This is a genomic window from Streptomyces sp. NPDC013157 (assembly GCF_042899865.1).
Taxonomy (GTDB): domain Bacteria; phylum Actinomycetota; class Actinomycetes; order Streptomycetales; family Streptomycetaceae; genus Streptomyces.
Genome location: NZ_JBIBAK010000004.1, coordinates 432,050 through 453,364, shown reverse-complemented (window position 1 = coordinate 453,364; position 21,315 = coordinate 432,050). Strand labels below are relative to the sequence as shown.

The 21,315-nt window shown below is 72.7% G+C and carries 21 protein-coding genes; 11 read left to right on the top strand and 10 right to left on the bottom strand.

The genetic code is table 11. The features are described from left to right. The first annotated feature begins 54 nt into the window (after positions 1-54). A complete protein-coding gene (locus ACFY6U_RS15345) occupies positions 55-963 on the top strand; it encodes a pseudouridine-5'-phosphate glycosidase (RefSeq protein ID WP_351485674.1) in 909 nt (302 codons plus the stop codon). Further along, entirely contained in the window at positions 948-1,886 is a 939-nt protein-coding gene (locus ACFY6U_RS15340) for a carbohydrate kinase family protein (protein ID WP_390038287.1), read from the top strand. The genes ACFY6U_RS15345 and ACFY6U_RS15340 overlap by 16 nt, the downstream gene beginning before the upstream one ends. Positions 1,887-1,948: 62 nt before the next feature. On the opposite strand, the gene ACFY6U_RS15335 is transcribed toward ACFY6U_RS15340, so the two are convergent. Further along, positions 1,949-2,743, bottom strand: a complete 795-nt coding sequence (locus tag ACFY6U_RS15335) for a methyltransferase domain-containing protein (protein WP_390038285.1) — start codon at positions 2,741-2,743, stop codon at positions 1,949-1,951. Between the two features lie 219 nt (positions 2,744-2,962). On the opposite strand from ACFY6U_RS15335, the gene corA reads away from it, so the two are divergent. Beyond that, positions 2,963-4,090: a magnesium/cobalt transporter CorA gene (corA, locus tag ACFY6U_RS15330; RefSeq protein WP_390038283.1), complete on the top strand. Its 1,128-nt coding sequence runs from the start codon at positions 2,963-2,965 to the stop codon at positions 4,088-4,090. A 45-nt stretch (positions 4,091-4,135) separates the two neighbouring features. Here corA and ACFY6U_RS15325 read toward each other — a convergent pair whose 3' ends face one another. Further along, entirely contained in the window at positions 4,136-4,768 is a 633-nt protein-coding gene (locus ACFY6U_RS15325; protein WP_390038281.1) for a uridine kinase, read from the bottom strand. 173 nt (positions 4,769-4,941) lie between these two features. On the opposite strand from ACFY6U_RS15325, the gene ACFY6U_RS15320 reads away from it, so the two are divergent. The 3 genes from ACFY6U_RS15320 to ACFY6U_RS15310 all read left to right on the top strand — a co-directional run bounded on the left by ACFY6U_RS15320 (position 4,942) and on the right by ACFY6U_RS15310 (position 7,996). Further along, the gene (locus ACFY6U_RS15320; RefSeq protein WP_390038279.1) at positions 4,942-5,643 is read left to right on the top strand and encodes a DUF2293 domain-containing protein; all 702 of its coding nucleotides are present in this window, start codon (positions 4,942-4,944) and stop codon (positions 5,641-5,643) included. A 168-nt stretch (positions 5,644-5,811) separates the two neighbouring features. Beyond that, positions 5,812-6,288, top strand: a complete 477-nt coding sequence (locus ACFY6U_RS15315) for a DUF1772 domain-containing protein (protein WP_390038669.1) — start codon at positions 5,812-5,814, stop codon at positions 6,286-6,288. 220 nt (positions 6,289-6,508) lie between these two features. Next, complete coding sequence (locus tag ACFY6U_RS15310) at positions 6,509-7,996, top strand: glutamate synthase subunit beta (RefSeq protein ID WP_390038277.1); 1,488 nt, start codon at positions 6,509-6,511, stop codon at positions 7,994-7,996. A 268-nt stretch (positions 7,997-8,264) separates the two neighbouring features. Here ACFY6U_RS15310 and ACFY6U_RS15305 read toward each other — a convergent pair whose 3' ends face one another. From ACFY6U_RS15305 to ACFY6U_RS15295, 3 genes are all read right to left on the bottom strand, one after another. Beyond that, positions 8,265-9,047: an SAM-dependent methyltransferase gene (locus tag ACFY6U_RS15305; RefSeq protein WP_390038275.1), complete on the bottom strand. Its 783-nt coding sequence runs from the start codon at positions 9,045-9,047 to the stop codon at positions 8,265-8,267. A gap of 104 nt (positions 9,048-9,151) precedes the next feature. Beyond that, positions 9,152-9,427, bottom strand: a complete 276-nt coding sequence (locus tag ACFY6U_RS15300) for a DUF397 domain-containing protein (RefSeq protein ID WP_089100964.1) — start codon at positions 9,425-9,427, stop codon at positions 9,152-9,154. Next, positions 9,428-10,288, bottom strand: coding sequence for a helix-turn-helix transcriptional regulator (locus tag ACFY6U_RS15295; RefSeq protein ID WP_351485660.1), 861 nt, complete (start codon positions 10,286-10,288; stop codon positions 9,428-9,430). A gap of 422 nt (positions 10,289-10,710) precedes the next feature. On the opposite strand from ACFY6U_RS15295, the gene ACFY6U_RS15290 reads away from it, so the two are divergent. The 3 genes from ACFY6U_RS15290 to ACFY6U_RS15280 all read left to right on the top strand — a co-directional run bounded on the left by ACFY6U_RS15290 (position 10,711) and on the right by ACFY6U_RS15280 (position 14,180). After that, complete coding sequence (locus tag ACFY6U_RS15290; RefSeq protein ID WP_390038273.1) at positions 10,711-11,370, top strand: ATP-binding protein; 660 nt, start codon at positions 10,711-10,713, stop codon at positions 11,368-11,370. Next, on the top strand, positions 11,367-11,804 hold the full coding sequence (locus ACFY6U_RS15285; protein ID WP_390038272.1) for a hypothetical protein: 438 nt from the start codon (positions 11,367-11,369) through the stop codon (positions 11,802-11,804). Before ACFY6U_RS15290 ends, ACFY6U_RS15285 begins: the two co-directional genes overlap by 4 nt. 360 nt (positions 11,805-12,164) lie before the next feature. Beyond that, complete coding sequence (locus ACFY6U_RS15280) at positions 12,165-14,180, top strand: ABC transporter ATP-binding protein (RefSeq protein ID WP_390038270.1); 2,016 nt, start codon at positions 12,165-12,167, stop codon at positions 14,178-14,180. Between the two features lie 13 nt (positions 14,181-14,193). On the opposite strand, the gene ACFY6U_RS15275 is transcribed toward ACFY6U_RS15280, so the two are convergent. The 3 genes from ACFY6U_RS15275 to ACFY6U_RS15265 all read right to left on the bottom strand — a co-directional run bounded on the left by ACFY6U_RS15275 (position 14,194) and on the right by ACFY6U_RS15265 (position 17,320). After that, positions 14,194-14,373, bottom strand: coding sequence for a hypothetical protein (locus ACFY6U_RS15275; RefSeq protein WP_093504414.1), 180 nt, complete (start codon positions 14,371-14,373; stop codon positions 14,194-14,196). A gap of 165 nt (positions 14,374-14,538) precedes the next feature. Next, positions 14,539-15,195: a DUF899 domain-containing protein gene (locus ACFY6U_RS15270; RefSeq protein ID WP_390038268.1), complete on the bottom strand. Its 657-nt coding sequence runs from the start codon at positions 15,193-15,195 to the stop codon at positions 14,539-14,541. Positions 15,196-15,463: 268 nt separating this feature from the next. Next, a complete protein-coding gene (locus ACFY6U_RS15265; protein WP_390038266.1) occupies positions 15,464-17,320 on the bottom strand; it encodes an FUSC family protein in 1,857 nt (618 codons plus the stop codon). 839 nt (positions 17,321-18,159) lie between these two features. On the opposite strand from ACFY6U_RS15265, the gene ACFY6U_RS15260 reads away from it, so the two are divergent. Both ACFY6U_RS15260 and ACFY6U_RS15255 read left to right on the top strand, forming a co-directional pair. Then, on the top strand, positions 18,160-18,573 hold the full coding sequence (locus tag ACFY6U_RS15260; protein ID WP_390038264.1) for a RidA family protein: 414 nt from the start codon (positions 18,160-18,162) through the stop codon (positions 18,571-18,573). Next, positions 18,570-19,022 (top strand): GNAT family N-acetyltransferase, encoded by a 453-nt coding sequence (locus tag ACFY6U_RS15255; RefSeq protein ID WP_390038262.1) that lies wholly within the window; start codon positions 18,570-18,572, stop codon positions 19,020-19,022. Before ACFY6U_RS15260 ends, ACFY6U_RS15255 begins: the two co-directional genes overlap by 4 nt. Positions 19,023-19,063: 41 nt before the next feature. Here ACFY6U_RS15255 and ACFY6U_RS15250 read toward each other — a convergent pair whose 3' ends face one another. Together ACFY6U_RS15250 and ACFY6U_RS15245 are read right to left on the bottom strand one after the other, a co-directional pair. Continuing rightward, the gene (locus ACFY6U_RS15250) at positions 19,064-19,792 is read right to left on the bottom strand and encodes an aspartate/glutamate racemase family protein (protein ID WP_390038261.1); all 729 of its coding nucleotides are present in this window, start codon (positions 19,790-19,792) and stop codon (positions 19,064-19,066) included. A gap of 5 nt (positions 19,793-19,797) precedes the next feature. After that, a complete protein-coding gene (locus ACFY6U_RS15245) occupies positions 19,798-21,273 on the bottom strand; it encodes an NCS1 family nucleobase:cation symporter-1 (RefSeq protein WP_390038259.1) in 1,476 nt (491 codons plus the stop codon). Between the last annotated feature and the right edge of the window lie 42 nt (positions 21,274-21,315).

Sequence of the window (21,315 nt, the reverse complement as noted above, 5' to 3'; positions counted from 1 at the left end):
GCCGGGTACGGCCCCCGCCAGAGATGAGGGAAGACCGACGGACAGGAGGCAGGCGTGGTGCTGGTGGTGTCGGAAGAGGTCAGGGAGGCGCTCGGCGCGGGTCGCGCGGTGGTCGCCCTGGAGTCCACGATCATCGCGCACGGGCTGCCGCGCCCGCGCAACCTCCAGGTGGCACTGGAGCTGGAGGACACGGTACGGCGTGCGGGCGCGGTGCCCGCCACCATCGCCGTGCTGGACGGGCGGCCCCATGTCGGCCTGGACAAGGACCAGTTGGAGCGGATCGCCAACGAGGACGGGATCCGCAAGCTGGGCCACCGCGACCTGCCGCTCGCCGTGGCGGCGGGGGCGAGCGGGGCGACCACCGTGTCGGCGACGGCGCAGCTGGCGGCGCTGGCCGGCCTCCGGGTGTTCGCGACCGGCGGTCTCGGCGGGGTGCACCGTGAGTGGACGGCCACCCAGGACGAGTCCGCCGACCTGGGCCTGCTGGCACGCACCCGGATCACGGTGGTGTGCGCGGGCGTGAAGTCGATCCTGGACGTGCCGGCGACCCTCCAGCGCCTGGAGACCCTGGGCGTGGCCGTCGCCGGTTACGGCACGGACCGCTTCCCCGGCTTCTATCTGTCCGACTCCGGGCATCCGGTCGACTGGACGCTCGAGACCCCGGAGCAGGTCGCGGACGTCATGCGGGCGCAGGACGCGCTGGACGCGGCGGACTCGGCGCTGATCGTCGCCAACCCCGTTGCGGAGGCGGAGCAGCTCGACCCCGCGCTGCACGCGCGCGTGCTCGCCGACGCGCTGCACGCGTGCGACGCGGAAGGGATCGCCGGTCAGGCGGTGACACCGTTCCTGCTCGACTATCTGGTCCGGCACACGGACGGCGCCTCGCTGGAGGCCAATCTGGCGGCCGTGCGCGGCAATGTCGGGCTGGCGGCACGGATCGCCTCGGCGTGGGCCAGGGGGTGACGACCGAGCGGGCGTCGGCGCCGGGCGGGGGCGGGGCGCTGCTGGTCGTCGGGGACGTCGTCACCGACGTGGTCGCGCGGTACCGGGGGCCGCTCGCGGCCGGCACCGACACGGCCGCCGTGATCCGGACCCTGCCCGGCGGGGCGGGCGCCAATGTGGCCTGCTGGGCAGCGCACACGGGCTGTGCGGACGTACAGCTGCTCGGGCGGGTGGGCGAGGACGCGGCCCAGTGGCACGAGCGGGAGCTGGCCGCCGCCGGGGTGCGACCCCGGCTGGTGGTGGACCCCGAGGCCGCGACGGGGACGGTGATCTGCCTGGTCGACAGCGGTGCCTCGGCCGAGCGGACCTTCCTCACGGACAGCGGGGCGTCCCTGCGGCTGGAGCCCGCCGACTGGTCGGACGCGCTGCTCGACGGCGTGGCCCGGCTGCATCTCTCCGGCTACCTGCTGTTCTCCGAACCGAGCCGGGCACTGGTGGCGACGGCCCTGGCGGCGGCCCGCGGCCGTGGCGTGCCGGTGAGCCTGGACCCGGCGTCGGCCGGGTTCCTCATGGCGCTGGGCGTGGACCGCTTTCTGGCGCTCGTCGAGGGGGTCGACGTCCTGCTGCCGAGCCGGGACGAGGCCTGTCTGCTGACGGGGCTGCCCGATCCGGCGGACGCCGCGGCCAAGCTGAGCCGCCAGGTGCCGCTGGTGGTGGCCAAGGCGGGGGCGGACGGCGCCCTGGTGGCCCGGTCGGGCGACGTCCTCGCCCGCGTCCCGGCCGCACCGGCGACGCCCCGGGACACCACGGGCGCCGGTGACGCCTTCACCGGGGCGTTCCTCGCCGCGCTGGTCGCCGGCCGGGATGCCCAGGAGGCGGCGGCGCTGGGCTGCAGGGCGGGCGCACGAGCGGTGGAACGCGTGGGTGCGAGACCGCCCGCCTGAGACCGACCAGGGCGGCCGTGAGCCCGTACGGCCGGCCACGGCGCAGACCGCGGCCGGCGGGCTTACGCCTTGCGGCCCCACGCAGAGATCATCGGGGCCGAGGCGAGGTCCATGCCGCCCGTCGCCACGTTGGCCAGGTGCTGGTCGATGTCCTCGTCGGTGGCGAGGCCGGCCGTGACGAGCCGACCCCGGATCTGCCGGACGGTGGCGGCCTCCAGGGCGGTACAGGCGGGCGAGGCGACGGGGAAGTAGGCGTCGGCCTCCACGTCGTGCAGCCCGGCCTCGCGGAGCAGCCGCGGAAGCTTGCGGCCGTACGAGAGGTCGGCGCCGCGTTCGGCGAGGAGTTTGCGGAAGCCCTGGCGCAGGCGGTTGGCGAGCCGCTGCTCGGGGCCGTACTCGTAGGGGCAGGTGAGGGGCTGGAGGGCGGGGTCGGCGTCCTCGATCAGCAGTAGTCCGCCGGGACGCAGCGCCTTGATCATGGAGCGCAACGCCCGGTCCCGGTCCGGCACATGGACCAGGACGAGCCGGGCGTGCACCAGGTCGAAGCCCTCCCCCGGCGGCTCCTCGGCCCCGACGTCGTGGGTGCGGACCTCGACGGGCGCGTGGGCGGCCGTGGCGAGCAGCGAGGTGTCGATGTCGGTGGCGACGACCCGGCCCGTCGGCCCGACCTTCCCGGCCAGCCAGGACACCACGGAGGTACCGCCGGCGCCGACCTCCCAGCAGCGCCACCCCGGTCCGACACCGAATGCGTCGAGGTGACGGAAGGTGGTCGGGTCGAAGAGGTCCGCGAAGGCGTCGAAGCGCTGTCCGGCCTCGCTCTGGTGGTTGTCGAGCAGATATCCGTCGGCCTGTGTCATGAAGCGATGATTTCAGCTGCCCGTCTTGTCCGCCCCGGCAGACGTTCCGCCGCGGCGGGCGTGCCGTCGGCGCGCACGGGGCACTCGGGGTCTTCCACAGGAGGGAACCAACCGGAACTCGCCGTTCCCACAGGCTTACCCGGGTCTCACACCGGGCTGGCAGACTGGCCGGGCAGGGCGGGAAGCGTTGCGCGAGTGGATCCATGCAAGGAGATCCGGATGACGATGGCAGGGAATCTGCGGAAGGTCACGGGGCTGGGCAGGACCGGCGGCCTGCGCAGGGTGGCGCGGCTGGCCAGGCGGCGGCCCCGCGTCGACCTGAACCATCACGCACGGTCCCCGCTGGGCTCCTCGGTGGTCAACTGCGTGACGTACGAGGACGGGGTACGGGTTCCGGAGTGCAGCGACCTGTTCTCCGCGGTGGAACGGGTGCGCAAGAGGGGCGACGGGTTCGTCTGGCTGGGGCTGCACGAGCCGACGGACAGCGAGTTCGCGGACATCGCCGAGCTGTTCGACCTGCACCCGCTGGCCGTGGAGGACGCGGTCGAGGCCCATCAGCGCCCGAAGGTGGAGCGGTACGGCGAGACGCTGTTCGCGGTGTTCAAGACGGTCTGCTACGTCGAGCACGAGCAGTTGACGGCGACGAGCGAGGTCGTGAACACCGGCGAGATCATGGTCTTCGTCGGCGAGGACTTCGTGATCACGGTACGGCACGGCCGGCACGGCTCACTGGGGCCGCTGCGCGAGGAGTTGGAGGCCACGCCGAGTCAGCTCGCCAAGGGGCCGGCGGCGGTGCTGCACGCGATCGCGGACCACGTGGTCGACGACTACCTGAGCGTCACGGACTCGGTGCAGGCCGACATCGACCAGGTCGAGGCGGACGTGTTCGCGGAGAACGGCGCGCGGGCCGACCCGGGGCGGATCTACCAGCTGAAGCGTGAACTCCTGGAGCTGAAGCGGGCGGTGGTGCCGCTCAGCAGGCCGATGGAGGAACTGACCACCCGGCCGATACGGGTGATCGCCCCGGAGATACAGGCGTACTTCAGGGATGTGCTCGACCATCTGATGCGGGCGAAGGAGCAGATCGCGGCCTTCGACGAGTTGCTCAACTCCATTCTCCAGGCGCATCTGGCGCAGGTGACGGTCGCGCAGAACGAGGACATGCGGAAGATCACGGCCTGGGCCGCGGTGATCGCGGTGCCGACGATGGTGTGCGGTGTGTACGGCATGAACTTCGATCACATGCCGGAGCTGCACTGGCGGTTCGGCTATCCGCTCGTCATCGGCGTCATATCCGTGGCGTGTCTGGTGCTGTACCGCGGCTTCAGGCGCAACGGCTGGCTCTGAGCCGCCCGGCCGCACCGGCCTTGAGCCGGTCCGGCGCAGGACCGCTCAGCCGCTCCACGCCGGATGCCGCGGGTCGTCGGCGCGGACCACGACGTCGGCCGTGCCGGCGGGGTCGGTCTCGGCCGCGTAGCGCTCGAAGGCGGGGAGGGTCCAGTGGTCGGTCTCGGGGGTACGGCGGCGCAGGGCGCCGGGAGTCAGGAGGAGGTGGACGGTCAGGTCGAACGGGAACCAGTGCCGCAGCAGGAGCGGTCCGTGCAGCAGCAGGAGGCCGCCGGGCGGGAGTTGGACATAGGGGCTGCGGGTGGCGCGGTCGGTGGCCGGGTCCCACAGATCGGGCAGGACGCGGCCGGTCCCGCCGGGGTCGAGGGGGCCGAAAACCTCCCGCCACAGGGCGTTGGTGTCGAACCAGCCGCCGTAGTACGACTCCGCGTCGCGCCGCCCGTGCTCCAGGCGCAGCGAGGCGGGACGCAGGAAGCCCTCGGTGCCCACGACGAGCGACGGCAGGCCCCGTACGCGCAGCGCCTCACCGACGCGCTCCGCGAGGTCGCCGGGCCGGGCGGCCGGGGCGCCGTCGAAGGCGACGCGTGGCCAGGCACTCCCGTCGGCGGGCTTGAGTTCGACCAGCCGCTCGGCGAGACGCTCGGCGAGCCGGTCCCAGGTGATCGCTTCGAGACGCACAGGATCATGATGCCGGGTCGGCGGTTCGGGTACGCCTGGGGTGGTTCCGTGGCCGGTAGCGGTGGCGGTGGGCGTCACGGGCCGCGGGCCGGACGGGAGGACGCCTTCGCCCGGCCGAAGGGGAGGGCGCGAACGACGTGAGATCAGTCCCCGGGGAGGGGAAAGTACCGCATATGACACGCCTCGCAACTCCCCCTCACCACGGTGGGCTTCTGGTCGTGCAGCCGCTGCGGCACAAGCGGTGTGCGGCGTGCCGGCGGGGGCCGTTGTCGCTGCTGGTGGTGGAGGACGGGGTGCCGCGGTGCCTGCAGTGCGCCGATCTCGGGCATCTGGTGTTCCTGCCCCGGGGCGACACGGCACTGACCCGGCGGTCGCGGGAGGAGAGCACGCTGTCGGCGGTGGTGGTCCGGTTCAACCGGCGCAAGAGCCGGTACGAGCGGCAGGGCGTCCTGGTCGAGGAGGCCGCGCTGGCCCGGGCCGAGGTGCGGTGCCTGGCCGACGCCGAGGCACGGCGGCGGCGCCGGGCACGGGACGCGAAGCGGCGGGCGGCGCAGGACGTGCGGTTCACGGAGGCGTTCGCGGCGGAGATCCTGCGTCTGTTCCCGGGCTGCCCGGTGGAGCGGGCCCGGGCGATCGCGGCGCACGCCTCGGTGCGGGGCAGCGGGCGGGTCGGGCGGACTGCGGCCGGGCGGGCGCTGACGGAGGGGGCGGTGGCCTCGGCGGTGGTGGCGGGGGTACGGCACGTGGACACGCCGTACGACCAGCTGCTGATGAGCGGGGTGCCACGGTACGAGGCGCGGCGGCGGATCGCGCGCACCGTGGAGGCGGTGCTGCGGGAGTGGGAGGCCGGGGTGCAGATCCGCCTGACCGGGTGACGGCGGGCGGGGACGGGGCGAGGAGGGCCGGCAGGAGCGGGGAAGGAGGTGGGGGCGCATGTGGCCGGATGTGTATGTGGACGGGCTTCACCCTCATGGGAAGGGGCGGCCCGTGGGCATTGATCTGAGAGGCGTAGGCGTCCAGGGGCGAGAGTGGGTGTGGTGGTCGTGATCGACGGGCCGTATTACGTGCTGGTCCTGTTGGGGGTGCTGGGGGCCGGACTGGTGGCGGGGGTGTTCTGCGGGTTCTCGACCTTCGTGATGCGCGGGCTGGCCTCGTTGCCGCCGGCGCAGGGGGTCGCCGCGATGAACGCGATCAACCGGGCGGCCCTGACCCCGGTGTTCATGCTGGTGTTCACGGGGTCGGCGGTGGTGTGCGCGATGATCGCGGTGGTGACGTTCGTGGTGTGGCCGGACCATGGGAAGGTGGCGCTGCTGCTTGGCAGCGGGCTGTATCTGTTCGGTTCGTTCGGGCTGACCGCGATGGCGAACGTGCCCCGGAACGAGGCGCTGGCCAAGCTGGAGCCCGGCACCCCGGAGGCCGTCTCCTACTGGCCGGTGTACGTGCGTGAGTGGACGCTCTGGAACCACGTGCGCACCGTCGCGTCGGCCGCGGCGGCGGTCCTCTACGTACTGGCTCTGTGAGGAGGAGGTGGCAGCGGACCGGCCCCGACTGGACACGGGCTGGACCAGGGCTGGACAGGGGCTGGATCCCGGCTGGCACCCCGCTGACTCCCTGCTGAGGAACCCCCGCCGGAAGGCGCTGTCGGCCACTCTGCGGGCGTAACCGAGGGGACGTATCGTGGCCGAAAGAGTGCCGCCCGATGACGCACGGCCTGGGGTACCGCACGCGAGGAAGACGACCATGGCCGATCCCAAGGGGTTCATGACCACGCCGCGCGAGGAGTGGCCGCGGCGGCCCGTCGAGGAGCGGGTCCGGGACTGGGACGAGGTGTACGTCCCCGGGGCGCTGTTGCCGATCATCAGCAAGCAGGCGGACCGCTGCATGGACTGCGGGGTGCCGTTCTGCCACGACGCGTGTCCCCTGGGCAACCTGATCCCCGAGTGGAACGACCTGGTGTCGCGGGAGGACTGGCGGGCGGCGAGCGACCGGCTGCACGCCACGAACAACTTCCCCGAGTTCACGGGACGGTTGTGCCCTGCGCCGTGCGAGGCGGGATGCGTGCTGGCGATCAACCAGCCCGCCGTCACGATCAAGAACGTGGAGTGCGCCATCGCGGATCACGCCTGGGCGGAGGGGTTCGCCTCGCCGCGGCCGCCGGAGCGGCTGTCCGGGCGGACCGTTGCGGTGATCGGTTCCGGGCCGACCGGGCTCGCGGCGGCGCAGCAGCTGACCCGGGCCGGGCACACGGTCGCCGTGTACGAGAAGGACGACCGGCTCGGCGGGCTGATGCGGTACGGCATCCCGGAGTTCAAGATGGAGAAGCGCCATCTTGAACGGCGGCTGGCCCAGATGCGGGCCGAGGGGACGAAGTTCCGTACGTCGGTGGCGGTCGGGCGGGATCTGCGGGCGACGGAGCTGCGGGCCCGGTACGACGCGGTGGTGATCGCGACCGGGGCGACGGCGTGGCGGGAACTTTCGGTGCCGGGCCGGGAGTTGGACGGAATACACCAGGCGATGGAGTACCTGCCGCTGGCCAACCGGGTGTGCGAGGGGGATCTGGCCGAGTCGCCGATGTCGGCGGCCGGGAAGCACGTGGTGATCGTGGGCGGGGGTGACACGGGGGCGGACTGTCTGGGGACGGCGTTGCGGGAGCGGGCCGCGTCGGTGACCCAGCTGGACATCTACGCCCAGCCGGGCGCGAAGCGGGACGAGGACGTCGAGCCGTGGCCGACGTATCCGAAGATCTACCGGCTCTCGGCGGCGCACGAGGAGGCGCGGGACCTGGAGACCGCGCCCTCGGCGGACGCGGACGCGCGGTTGTTCGCGGCGTCGACGCTTCGCTTCACGGGCGACGGGAGCGGGCATGTGCGGTCGCTGCATCTGGTGGAGGTGGACGCGGCGCGGCTCCCGGTGCCGGGGACCGGGCGGACGCTCCCGGCCGACCTGGTGCTGCTCGCGCTCGGTTTCTCCGGGCCCGACCGGGAGGACGGACTCATCGACCAGCTGGGCGTGGCGACGGAGCCGCGCGGCACCGTCTCCCGGGACGCGGGGTTCGCCACGAACGTCCCCGGAGTGTTCGCCGCCGGGGACGCGGCTCGCGGGCAGTCGCTGATCGTGTGGGCGATCGCAGAGGGGCGGGCGGTGGCGGCGGCCGTCGACCACTACCTGACAGGGAGTTCGCGGCTGCCGTCGCCGATATCTCCGCACGACCGGCCGATGACGGTGTAAGGGCCGGGGCCGACGGGCGGCGGCCGTGGGAAGCCGCCCGGCGGGAAGTCACCCGGTGGGCAGCCGCCCGCCGGGACGGGGGCCCGGGCTGCCGGCCCGGCGGACGCCCCGCCCGAGGACACCGGGCACGGACCGCTCGCCAAAGTCGCACCGTTCCCCGGGCCGTCGGCGGCGGGTCGGAGCCGCCTGGTATACGCGCCGAGGCGGATGTGGTCCCGGCTGTGACGCCCGTGCCCGAAGGGTCTCGTGACGCCCGTGCCCGAAGGGTCTACGGCTTGCGCGCCACCGCCCCGTAGCCCGGGATCACCCCGTCGTCCTGTCCCGGTACCAGCTCGCCCAGCTCCGGGTGCCAGTGGTGGACCACCGACACGCCCGGCTCGACGAGTTCGAGGCCGTCGAAGAAGCGGCCGAACTCCTCGCGGGAGCGCAGCGCCAGCGTGACCCCGGCCGCCTTGAGTTTGGCGATCGCCGCCGCCGACTCCTCCGGGGTGAAGTCGGCGGTGGCGTGGGTCATCATCAGGTAGCTGCCGGACGGCAGTTCGGAGAGCAGCCGGCCGACCAGCTCGTGCGCCCCGTCCTCGTCGGAGACGAAGTGGAGCAGGGCGACGAGCGACAGCGCGACCGGGCGGTCGAGGTCCAGGACCGCCCGCGCGCCGGCCACGATCGCGGCCGGGTCGCGCACGTCGGCCTGGAGGTACTCCGTTGCGCCCTCGGATGTGCCGCGCAGCAGGGCCGTCGCGTGGGCGAGCACGATCGGGTCGTTGTCGCAGTAGACCACCCGGGCGTCGGGCGCGATGCCCTGGGCGATCTGGTGCAGGTTGGGCTCGGTCGGGATGCCCGTGCCGATGTCCAGGAACTGCCGTACGCCGTGCTCGGCCAGCCACCGGGTGGCGCGGTGCATGAAGGCGCGGTTGACCCGCGCCATCACCGGCACCCGGGGGTCGAGGGCGAGCATCTGCCGGCCCATCTCCTCGTCGACGGGGTAGTTGTCCTTGCCGCCGAGATACCAGTCGTACATGCGTGCCGGGTGCGGCTTGCCGGTGTCGATCACGAGGCACTCCGTAAACGTCTGACGTGGTCGATGATCAATTCAGCACCATTACAAAGAAGTTGAATAAGAAGAAAGAAAAGCAGACAGAAGGAGACAGAAGAGGTTCAGGAGAGCAGGAAGTCGGCCTCCCCCGCCTTGGCGCCTTCGATGAAAGCCGTCATCTCGTCCGTGGTGTAGATCAGCGCCGGCCCGTCCGGGTCGGTCGACTGACGGACGGCGATCCGGCCGTCGGCCAGCTTCATCGCCTCCAGGCAGTTGCCCCCGTTGCCGCCGCTCCACGGCTTGTGCCAACCCTCGCTGCCCAGCTCCCGGGCAGGCATGCCGTTGTAGATCCGCTCAGTGCGGTTCCGCGGCCCGGACTGGGGCTTTATGCGATCCATTCACAGCTCCTTGCGGAGATCCCGGAGGATCTCCTTCGTGCGTTGTGCCGTAGCGGCCTGCGCCGCCATGCGGTCCATGACCTCGAGGTGGGTCGCCACCTCGGTGCGCGCGTCCAGGTAGACGGCGCCGGTCAGGTACTCGCTGTAGACCATGTCCGGCAGTTCGGGCATGGCAAATCGGAACAGCACGAAGGGCCCGTACGTCCCCGGGTGCGGCCCGCTGGAGAACGGGGCGACCTGGAGCGTCACATTGGGCAGCTTCGTGACGTCGAGCAGTCGGTCGATCTGTGCGCGCATCACCTCCGGACCGCCGACCGGGCGGCGCAGGGCGGTCTCGTCCATCACCACCCAGAAGCGGGGGGCCTCGGCACGGGTGAGCAGTTGCTGGCGCTGCATGCGCAGGGCGACGTGGCGTTCGATCTCCTCCGGCTCGGTCTGGCCGACGGCGCCCGACTTCAGCACCCCGCGCGCGTAGTCCTCGGTCTGCAGCAGCCCTGGCACGAAGTGCGGCTCGTAGGAGCGGATCAGGCTCGCCGCACCCTCCAGGCTGACGTACATGGAGAACCAGCCGGGCAGGATGTCGTGGAACCGCTGCCACCAGCCGGGCCTGTTGGCCTCCTCGGCGAGCCGGACGAAGAGGTCGGCCTCGTCGTCGTTCACCCCGTAGGCCTTCAGGAGCAGTTGCAGGTACGGGATCTTGAGGGCGACCTCGGCCATCTCCATACGGCGGACGGTGGCTGGCGCCACGCGGAGCACACGGGCGGCCTCCTCACGCTTGAGCCCTGCGCGTTCCCGCAGGTCGAGGAGGCGCCGACCGAGGACCACCTGACCCACCGTCGGCGCGGACCGCGGCTCGCTCACGCTCCACCTCCACGAAGTTCCCTGTTCCCTGGCCAGGCTCGCCGGCGTCCTGGCCGCCACACACGCATACGCGGTCACACCCCATACGCCGTCACGCACGTACGCGGCCAACCACACACGGTCACGCGCATACAGGTGTCACCCGGCACGCCGACAGCCCAGCGGCGCCATTCGAAGACTCATTCGACGATCTGACGGGATGACCGGAACAACCAGTGAGACCGAATTGGCCGTAACAGCCGGAACATCCTGCTCGGTCACATCGATCGCATTGGCCGGATCGGTCCGTCGGATCCTCACTGATCCCAACTGGCGCCGCTCGACATGCTGTTGCGAGCAGTGTGCCACGGCCCTTCACCGCGTCACACAGCACTCTGCATTTTTCAGAGTGACACTTGCCAAGTGTTCACGGCGGGGAGATAGTGGCAAGCGTGATTCCGTCCGCGCCCTTAGGAACAGACGCCGCCGCAGACCGTCTCGGTCTCGCAGTCGCCCCAGGTGAGGGCACTGCCTCGCGCCGGTTCCGGTTCGAGCTGGCCGCTCATCCGGGTTCCCCCGCCCAGGCGAGACGCCTGGTGCGTGCCCGGCTGACCGGCTGGTCGGTCTGCGCGGACACCTGTGACACCGCCGCCCTGGTCATATCCGAGCTGGTCACCAACGCGATCGTGCACACCGCGAGCAGTCGCGTCGTGTGCGAACTGCACGACCACGACGACACGGTGCGCATCGCCGTGCAGGACGAGGGCTGTGCGCCCGACGAGCCCCACCCGTCCCCGCAGCGCCCGGAGGAGGAGCACGGGAGGGGGTTGCTCCTCGTCGAGGCGCTGTGCCGGGCGTGGGGGGCTCAGGAGCACGGGTCCGGGCTGCTGGTCTGGGCGGAGCTGCCGCGCCAGACCGACGCCGCCCGGGACGCCGCCGAGCCGCGCAACGACCTGGGCTGGGGCGCGCGCCCCGCTCCGGGTCCGTCGCACGGCACGTCCCACGAACCGGCGCACACGTCGGTGCCCCGGCCCTCGTCGGGTTCCGGCGCGGCGGGGCGGTCCGAGGCGCTGGGGTCCGTGCCCCGGCAGAGGCAGGCATGAACGGCGTGTCCGGCTCCGGCCATTCGCTGGGCCTCGACACGCTGATCCGCCTGAAGCGCGACCGGCGGTCGTCGTTTGCGGGCGGTGCCGCGGGATCGTTCCCGGTGCCCGAGGGCATGACGGCACCGCTGGGCTGCGACGCGGTGGAGGTGCCGGCGCGGCTCGGGCCGCTGGTGGTACCGCGGCTGCCGCGGGTGGGATGCGTGTACGCCGATGGCACGCACTGGTGGTGGATCGTCCCGACGGACTCCGACGACGCCCTCACCTGGCCCGCCCCCGCCCGCTACCTCCCGGGCGCCCCGCTTCCCGGCACCGCCCGCCTGATCCACCGCCCCGAGGGCACGGTGCCGTACACCCCGCCGATACCGCTGTACCTCGCCCTGTGCCGGGTGACGGGTACGACACCGGAGTGGTCCCGCCCCCTGAGCGCGTGACGCTGCGCCGCTTCGGCCGGCAGAGCCCCGGGTGAGCCGATCGCGCCGGTTCTGCTCTCGGGCCGCCCAGGCCGCTCGGGTTGCCACGCTCCACACCTCCCTCGCACCCCCTGCGGCTCGGGGATGTCCCGGTCCGCACACCCGCGCGCACTCCCCGCGGCTCGGGCCTGCCTCGGGCCGTACCCCCGCACACTCCCCCGCGCCCCACGAGCCTCGTCGCACGCCCTGCCCGGTGGCGACTCCGCCCGCGATAGTGGCCGTTCGTCCACGGACACGCTCACGGACACGGACACGGACACGCTCACGGACACGGCCAGGCTCACGGTCACGGTCACGGTCACGACCCCGGGGAGGATCGCGGTGAGGAAGAAGCGGGACACGGCGGTGCCCGAGACGTCGGAGTCCGAGCAGCTGCTGTTCGGCGGGCCGCTCCGCTACGACATGGGCTGGAGCCAGCACGGAAACGCCTTCCTGGAGCTGGACTTCCGCGCCATGATGACCCGGCTGCCCGGCATGCTCGCGTCCAGTCTGCGGCTGGCCCGGCAGGCGGACGCCGGAGCCGCGCGGATCGTGCTGGCCGCACAGGTGGGTGTCGGAGTCGCCCAGGCGGTGAGCCTGCTCGCCGTGAACAGCGTGCTGGGCCGGCTGATCGGCACCGGCGCCCTCGAGGAACGGCTCCGAAGCTCCGCCCCCGCCCTGGTGGTCATGGCCGCCGTCATGTTCGTGGCCGCCCTGCTGCGCGCCGCGTCCACCTACGCCACCGGCCGCCTGGAGCCCAAGGTCGAGCGGGTGGCGACCGAGATGTACCTGGAGCGGGCCGCGGCCGTCGAACTCGCCGCGATCGAGGACCACGCCTTCCACAAACTGCTGGACACGGCCCAGTACGGCGCCTCCTCCGCGCGCCGCATGATCATGTACGGCACGCGTGTGGTGAACGCCATGATCTCGCTGATCACCGCGGCCGGTGTGCTGACCGTGCTGCACCCGGCCCTGCTCCCGCTCCTGATCACGATGACCATCCCGAGCGCCTGGGGCGCCCTGACCATCGCCCGGCGCCGCTACGAGTCGTTCCACACCTGGGTGCAGCACGTCCGCGCCGGCCACCTGATCAGCACCCTGCTCACCGAACCGGAGGCGGCGCCGGAGATCCGGGTGCACGGGGTCGGCCCGTTCCTGCTGCGGCACTACCGGGCAATGTCGGAGACGGCGGAGGCGGAGCAGGCCCGGCTGGCGCGGCTCGCGGCCCGTACCGGCCTCATCGCGGCGGCCTGGACGGGCCTCGCGACCGTCGCCACGTACGCGACGCTCGGCGGGCTGCTGCTGAGCGGGGCGATGGCCCTGTCGGTGGCCGGTACGGCAGTGATCGCGATCCGCAGCGGCTCCGCGAGCCTCAGCACCCTCGTGCTGGAGATCAACACGCTGCACGAGGAGGCGCTGTTCGTGGGCGACCTGGAGCGGCTGTACGTCGAGGCGGCGGAGCGCGCGATCCCCCTCGGCGGTGAACCGCTGCCCGAAGACCCTCAGGAGATCCGCTTCGAGAACGTCACCTTCACCTATCCGAGCGATCACCCGAGCAATCACCCGAGCGATGATCCGAGCGATGATCCGGGTGGTCGTACGGGTGGTCGTACGGGTGGTGCCGCCCGCCCCGCCCTGGACGACGTGACGCTCGCGCTTCCCCTCGGCCGGATCATCGCCCTGGTCGGCGAGAACGGTTCCGGCAAGACCACCCTGGTCAAGCTGCTGGCGGGCCTGTACCAGCCGGACCACGGCCGCATCCTGTGGGACGGCGTCGACGCGGCACGGGCCGACCGGCACCGGCTCGCCGAGCGCATCGCCATGGTCGCCCAGGACTTCAAGCGCTGGCCGTTCACCGCCAAGGTCAACGTGGCCGTCGGCCGCTCGTCGGCACCGCTCACCGACGAGCGGCTGGCCGCCTCGGTCGCGGAGGCGGGCGCGCAGGAGGTGGTCGAGGACCTGCCGCGCGGCCTGGACACCCTGCTGGCCCGCAACTTCAGCGGCGGGCACGAGCTGTCCGGCGGTCAGTGGCAGCGGCTGGGCATCGCACGGGCCGCCTACCGGCGCGGTCACATCCTGATCGTGGACGAGCCGACGGCCGCCCTGGACGCCCGGGCCGAGCTGGAGGTCTTCGAGAAGATCCGCGCGCTCGCGGGCAACGGGCAGACCGTCGTACTGATCACCCACCGGCTGGCGTCGGTCCGCCACGCGGATCTGGTGCACGTTCTCGACCAGGGCCGGGTGGTGGAGTCGGGCACCCCCGACGAACTCCTGGCGAGCGGCGGGGTCTACGCGGAGCTGTACGCGCTCCAGGCGGACCAGTTCACGGCGAAGCTGCCGGTCCGTAAAGCCGGTTAGCCGTCGAGGCCGCCTAGCCCTCCACCCCGCCGGTGCCGCGCACGATGACCAGGAACGTGTCCGTGGCCAGATCCATCACGACCTCGGCAGGCAGCCCTTCCAGCCGCCGGGCCTGCGCGAACTCCTCCGCAGGCCATGATCCTCGCGGTCCGCCTGCGGGAAAGCGTTCGAGCACGGTTCGCCCGTTCACCATCCTGCACCTCCAGAAATGCGTCGTACCTGTAGGAGTTAACGCTCTGGAGAACGCGAATGGCTCGCCCGGTGACGCTACTGAGACATACCCGACACACCCTCGGCGCGGACGGTGAGGGTCCGTTGACTTTCGGCTGACTTTCGGCCACTTCCGTGACCGGCTGTGTCAGTCTTCGTACTCGTCGTGATAACGGACGCGGTCGCTGCCCTCCGGCACCCGGCCGAGGGCCGTGAGGTCGAGCAGGGAGGTGGCCGGGCCGAGTCCGTCGAGGCCCCGGTCGTACACCGAGTAGGTGTGGAAGACCCGGTCGTGCTCCCGCAGGAAGCAGCTGATGCCGGGCCGTTCGACCGGTTCGTCGTCCACGACGATGGTCGCCTCGAAGTCGCGGTTGAAGTCACGGCTGAAGTCGCCGTGGCAGGAGGAGTACCAGGGCAGCGTCCAGCCCATCCGCGCCTTGAACGGCAGGATCCTGGTGAACGCCGCCCGGGAGACCACCGCGAACGCGGTGCCGCGCGCCCGCAGATGGGCGAGGTGGCCGACCTGGTCCAGGAAGGCGGCGCAGCAGGGGCAGCCGGCCTCCCACTCCGGGGCGAACATGAAGTGGTGCACGACGAGTTGCGGCCGCCCGTCGAACAGGTCCAGCAGGGTCGCCTTGCCGTCGCCGCCCTCGAAGACGTACTCGGGGTCCACCTCGACCATGGGCAGCCGGCGCCGCTCGGCGCTCAGCGCGTCCCGCGCACGCGTGAGCGCCTCCTCCTTGCGCAGTAACTCCGCACGCGCGGCACGCCACCGCTCACGCGAGACGATCTCCGGAAGCGACATGGGCCCTCCTGTACAACAGTCGGTCCGGGTGGTGACCGCGGGAGGGAAGAGAACTCATCGGTGGGGCCGGAGGTTTTTCTCCGTGCTTTCGGCACCCTTGTCGGCCCGGGCGCGGGTCCGTCAGGTGTCGTACTCCTGGATGCGCCGCCCGTGTTCGCGTTCCTGCCGTCGGTGGGCGAGCATCCGGCGGCGCGGGGCGGCGGCGTCGGACCACGCGTCGGTGCGGGCACGGTTCGGGGACTGAGGCGGACGGCGCGGCCGCGGTCGCCTATGCCGCGACCGGCATCCGCGGCACCGAGACCCCGAGCCGCTGCCCACCGCGCTCCAGCTCGGCCGCCAGGTCTTCGAGCTGCCGGGCCTGCCGGGCGGTCAGCCGACCCGTCTCGTCGAGGTGCACGGCGCACGCGGTGGTCGTGTCCACGAGCCGTTCGAGTACGGCGGCCACCGCGTCCGTGCCCTCGGTGTGCCGGGCGAGGGCCGGGAGTTCGGCGGCGGCGAGCGCGATGGCGGTGCGGGCCTCGGCGAGGGTGCGGTAGGCCTCGCGGCGCAGGGCCCAGCGTTCGCCGCGGTCGCCGGACTCGCTGAGGACGTGGTCGAGATAGGCGTGCGCGGCCCGCCCGGCCGCCGCGAGCCGGGCCCGAACCCCGCCGCCCCGCTTCCCCGCCAACGGCAGATGGCCGACGATCAGCACGAGCGCGCAGGCCAGCAGTGTCTCGCCGATCCGGCTGACGGAGGCCTGCGGTTCGCCGCCGACCATGACGAGGGCGAGCACGAGGACGGTGACGACGGCGGTCTGGGCGCCGAAGTGCCGGGTGGAGACCGGGATGACCGCCCCGCAGACGGCGACCAGCGCGATGAGCCCCTCGGGCCGGGGCAGTACGGCGGCGAGGCCCGCGAAGACGAGGGCGCCGAGCACGGTCCCCGCGGCCCGGCACAGCACCCGGGAGGCGAGCGGCCCGAGGTCGGGCTTGACGAGGAAGACGGCGGTGGCGGGCAGCCAGTACCAGTGCTGGTGCTCGCCGTACCAGCGGGCGTGGTGCAGGGCTTGGGCGATGGCGGCGCTGGCGCCGAAGCAGAGGGCGACCCGCAGCCCGTACTCGCGCCCGCCGCTGCCGAGCGCGGCCCGCACGAGGTCGAGGGCGGGGCGGCGCCGGGCCGGTGGCCGCTGGTGGCCGCCCTCGGCCCGGTCGAAGGTCTCCGCGGCGCGCAGCAGGGCGTCGTCGAGGGCGCGCAGCGCGGGCGCGGACCGCGAGGGTGCGGGCAGCGGTCCGGTGGCGCCGCTCTCCCGGACGGCCACGGCGAGCCGCCGGGGCCCCTCGGCCGCCCGCGCGGACACCGGCTCCCCGGCCCAGGCGAGGGCGGTCGCCGCCTCGGCGAGGGGCAGGGCCGCGGCGTACTGCGCGTGCAGCCGGCGTTCGGCGGCGGAACTGGCGTACCGCCGCAGCCGGGGACCGGTGAGCGCGTCCTGGGCGTGGTCGAGCGCGGCGGTGAGGGCGACGCGCTGGCGGCCGGCGGCCTCGCCGCCCACCGCGTCGAGGAGGTCGGCGACCGCGTCGTACACGGCGGCGACGGCGTCCCGCTCCCCGTCGAAGCGGAAGTCACCGGCAATCGCGCCGGGGGTGGGCAGGGCGAGGCGGAGCACGACCAGCCACCCGGCGCCCGCGAGGAAGGCGAGGGCCCGCTGCCAGCCCGCCTCGGCGACCGGCATCCCGGCGCCGATGGCGGCGGCGACCAGCAGCTGGGTCCCGGCCCCGGAGGCGACGGGCCCGACGGCGCTCGTCCCGCCGGCGACCAGTCCGAGCCCGGTGAGCAGCAGGGTCAGGGGGACGGCGGTCAGGTGCTCTCCGCCGTACGTCCCGACGAGCAGCCCGAGCGCCCCGGCCGCCGCGGGCACCCCGAGCCGTCGGACGGCGGACCGCCGGCTGCCCGGCCGGTCGTTGATCCCGGCGAGCATGGCGGCGATGGCGGCGACGACGCCGAGGGAGGTGCGGTGCAGCAGGACCGCGGCGAGCAGCAAGGGCCCGGCCGCCAGCGCCCCTCTCGTCACGGCGCTCCAGGACACGGGCCCGCGCTGGGTGCGCAGGGCATGGGCGAGCCAGGGCGGCAGGGCGACACGACGGGACACGGGGCTCCAGTTCGGACGAGGGCGGGGTGTGCCTTCGGGCGACGGTGGCCGGGCTGTTGGCTTCGATCTCCCACGGTAGATCGCGTTCCCGGGCGAAAAGGTGCGTTCGCATTTCGTGGGTGTGACAAGTGCCGCAGAGAGCCGCTTTCTTTATGAACGCAATTCCGTGCGGGTCCGGTTCGGGGCGGAACGCGAGCGGGCCCGCTCGGACCTGCAGCGGCAACCGGCCTGTACCCACGCTGTTTCGAGCAGGGCGGCCGGTGCCGGGGAAGGCCCGCAGCACTTCGGGTATGTGCCGGCGGCCGGGCTGCGGGCCCGGGGCTGGACGCCGGGCCTGGTGCGGCGGCTGTAGGGAGGTCCGGGTGGTGGCGGCTGCTGCCGCGCGGCGGTCCGCCGTGGCACGGGCCGCCGCCGTGCGCAGGTGGCGGGAGGTGCCGGCACGGATCGCGGCGGAACCGTCGAAGTGCCCCGGCCGGCGCGGGACCGGCTGGTGGTGCCGGCGGTCGAGCATCACGAACGGGCGGGCGGGAGGCGGGAGTCCGAGGCGCACGGGCCGGCGGCTGTCGGCACCGGCACGCCTGCCGTCGCGCTCGACCGCTGGAAGGCCGGCTGCCTGCGCCATCGGCCGGCCCGCTACGACGAGATCCTGGACGCGGCGGGCGGGCGGCGGAGCAGTTGCTGCTGCGCCGGGTGTACGCGGCCGTCTCCGAGGCGTACCCGGTCGTCTTCGGCGAAGGACGCCGGTTCGCGCTCTGGGACCCGGGGCGGGAAATTCAGGTGCGATCACCCGGCGGGGCGCGGATGATCGACAGGTCGTCCGCCGTTCACCAGGAGCTCCTGTGATCCAGCGCGTCACCGCCCCGGCTCTCTTCCCGCCGCCCGGCTACTCGCACGTCTCCGTCGTGGAGGCCGGCACGAAGCTCGCGTTCCTCGCCGGTTCCGTTCCGCTGGACGACGAGGGGAAGCTCGTCGGCGAGGGGGATCCGCCGCGGCAGGCCGAGCAGGTGATCGCCAACCTGCGGGAGCAGCTCCGCTCGGTCGGCAGCGACCTGGAGCACGTGCTGGCGACCGATGTGTACGTCGTGAGCAATGAGCCCGCGGTGCTGTCCAGCGTGTGGGAGGTCGTCGAGGCCTCCGGGCTCAGCACCGGACCGCACTCGTCGACGCTGGTCGGGGTCGCCTGTCTGGGCTACACCGGGCAGCTGGTGGAGATCACGGCCACGGCCGTCGTACCCGAGGGGCCGCGGGGGTGAACGCCGAGGTCGTACTGCGCCGCGCCGGCGGGCCGGATGCCGCCGGGGTCGCCGATGTGTGGCTGCGGTCGTTCGGCGCCGCCCTGCCCACCGTCGTCCGGCCGCGCTCGGACGACGAGGTGCGCGCGTACATCCGGGACGTCGTGGTGCCGGCGCGGGAGACGTGGGTCGCGGAGGCCGACGGCCGGGTCGTGGGCATGATGGTGCTCGCGGGGGACCTGCTGTCCCAGCTGTACCTGGCCCCGGAGTGGCGCGGGCGCGGCATCGGTGACCGGTTCGTCGCGCTGGCCAAGGAGCGCTCCCCGTCGGGGCTGACGCTCTGGACCTTCCAGGTCAACAAGCCCGCGCACCGGTTCTACGAGCGGCACGGCTTCGCCGCCGTCGAGCACACGGACGGGAGCGGGAACGAGGAGCGGGAGCCGGACGTGCGGTACGTGTGGCGGCCCTGAGCCGGCCCCGGGCGCTGTCGTCCCCTTCGAAGACCCACGCACTACGGCCGCCCCGGTACGGTCCCCCACACCCGTCTCTTCGCGAGCGGCTTCCGGTAGCTGCCCGCCCGGCTGGTCGTGAGCCCCAGCGCCACCAGCGACTCGGCCAGCTTCACCGCCGCGCCGACCCCGTCGACCACCGGAACGCCGAGCTTCTCCCCCACCACCCGCTGCAGCCCCGTCATTCCGGCACAGCCGAGGACCAGGACCTCGGCGCCGGCGTCCCGGACCCGCTCGGCCGCCGCGAGGAACGCGGCCTCCGTGCGCCCGGGGTCACCGGTGAGGTCCAGGACGCCGAGTCCGGTGCCGGCGACGGCGACGCAGTTGCGGGCCACCCCGGCGGTCTCCAGGCTGTCCTCGATCTGCCCGCGCGACCGGTCCAGGGTGGTGACGACGCCGTAGCGGCGGCCCAGCAGACAGGCGAGATGGGCGGCGGCCTCGGTGATGTCGACGACCGGCACGTCCACCAGCTCCCGGACGCCCTCCCGCCCGTGCTCGCCGAAACCTGCCATCACCACCGCGTCGTACGGCGGACCGGCGTACGACCGCAGCGCGTCCAGGACCGCCGCCGCGGACAGGTAGCTGTCGAGCCAGCCCTCCGCCGACTCGGGGCCCCAGCCCGGGGTCAGCCCGGTCACGGCGGTGCCCGGGCCTGCGGCGGCCCGGGCACCTCGTACGATCTCCTCGGTCATCTCCTGCGTGGTGTTGCAGTTGGTGACGACGATCCGCACGTTCTTCAGACCTCCTCGGCGACGGGGACGGGGGCGGGGGCCGGCGCGCGGTCACGGCGGCACAGTGCCAGGTACAGGCCCGCGGCCAGGGCGGTGCCGATGAACCAGGAGTACGGCGCCACGCCGCTGAACGTCTTCACCAGCGCGAGCACGGCCGCGACCGCAGCCGAGGGCAGGAACGCCCACAGGGCCTTGGGGTTGACGCCCTTGCGGTAGTGGTACGGGGAGCCGGGGGCCGCGTTGAAGAGCTGCTGGACGTCCACGTCGCCGCGCTTGATCACGTAGTAGTCGACCATGATCACGCCGAACAGCGGGCCCAGGAAGGCGCCGAGGCCGCCGAGGAAGTAGTTGACGACGGTGGGGTTGGAGAAGAGGTTCCAGGGCGTGACGACCAGGGCCGCCACCGTACTGATCATGCCGCCGACCTTGAAGCTGATCTTCTGCGGCCAGACGTTGGCCAGGTCGTACGCCGGTGAGACGAAGTTGGCGACGATGTTGACGCCCATGGTGGCGACCGCGAAGGTCAGCGCCGCCACGACCAGGACCCAGGTGTTGCCGACCTTGGCGACCAGCTCGGCCGGGTCGGTGATGGCCTCGCCGAAGACCTCCAGGGAGCCCGCCGTGACGATGACGGAGACCACCACGAAGGCCGTGGAGTTGATCGGCAGGCCCCAGAAGTTGCCGCGGCGCACGGTGCGGTAGTCGGGCGCGAAGCGGGAGAAGTCGCAGAAGTTGAGCATCAGGGTGCCGTAGGTGGCGAGGATCAGGCCGATCGCGCCGAACCACTGCCGCCACTGCTCGCCGGTGGAGACCGGGTGCGGGGTGGAGGTGAGCGAGATGGTCCAGTGGGCCTTGGCCAGGATCCAGACCGCGAGGGCGATCATGACCAGCCAGATCGCCGGGCCGCAGAAGTCCTGGAACCTGCGGATCGTCTCCATGCCCCGGCTGATGATCGCCGCCTGGATCAGCCAGAGCGAGACGAAGGAGATCCAGCCGAGCGAGTCCAGGCCGAGGAAGGAGCTCTCCGTCAGGGACTTCAGGCCCGGCCAGGCGGCCAGCAGCATCACGTTGACCGCGACGGACGCCAGGTAGGTCTGGATGCCGTACCACATGATGGCGATCACGGCCCGGATGAGCGCCGGGATGTTGGCGCCCCAGACACCGAAGCTGATGCGGCTGACCACCGGGAACGGCACGCCGTGGCGCTGGCCGATCCTGCCCATCCAGTTCATGCCGACGTAGATGAGCACGAAGCCGGCGAGGAGGGAGGTGAAGACCTGCCAGACGTTCATGCCGAGGACCAGCAGGCCGGCGGCGAAGGTGTAGTTGCCGAGGTTGTGGACGTCGGACATCCACATGGCGAAGAGGTCGAAGACCTTCCAGTTCCGCCGCTCGGCGGGGGCGAGGTCTTCGTTGGTGAGCCGGGGATCGGGGACGAACACGGTTGCGCCGGTGGCTTCGGCGCGGTCGGCGAGGGACACGGGGCCTCCAGGGAACCAACCGGTGTACCAGCTTTTGGTATA

What these genes read in the sequence shown, in the direction of transcription:
- ACFY6U_RS15335 (WP_390038285.1), bottom strand. Translation starts at nt 2,743, where the DNA reads ATGACACAGGCCGACGGATATCTGCTCGACAACCACCAGAGCGAGGCC.
- corA (WP_390038283.1), top strand. Translation starts at nt 2,963, where the DNA reads ATGACGATGGCAGGGAATCTGCGGAAGGTCACGGGGCTGGGCAGGACC.
- ACFY6U_RS15320 (WP_390038279.1), top strand. Translation starts at nt 4,942, where the DNA reads ATGACACGCCTCGCAACTCCCCCTCACCACGGTGGGCTTCTGGTCGTG.
- ACFY6U_RS15310 (WP_390038277.1), top strand. Translation starts at nt 6,509, where the DNA reads ATGGCCGATCCCAAGGGGTTCATGACCACGCCGCGCGAGGAGTGGCCG.
- ACFY6U_RS15300 (WP_089100964.1), bottom strand. Translation starts at nt 9,427, where the DNA reads ATGGATCGCATAAAGCCCCAGTCCGGGCCGCGGAACCGCACTGAGCGG.
- ACFY6U_RS15285 (WP_390038272.1), top strand. Translation starts at nt 11,367, where the DNA reads ATGAACGGCGTGTCCGGCTCCGGCCATTCGCTGGGCCTCGACACGCTG.
- ACFY6U_RS15275 (WP_093504414.1), bottom strand. Translation starts at nt 14,373, where the DNA reads ATGGTGAACGGGCGAACCGTGCTCGAACGCTTTCCCGCAGGCGGACCG.
- ACFY6U_RS15270 (WP_390038268.1), bottom strand. Translation starts at nt 15,195, where the DNA reads ATGTCGCTTCCGGAGATCGTCTCGCGTGAGCGGTGGCGTGCCGCGCGT.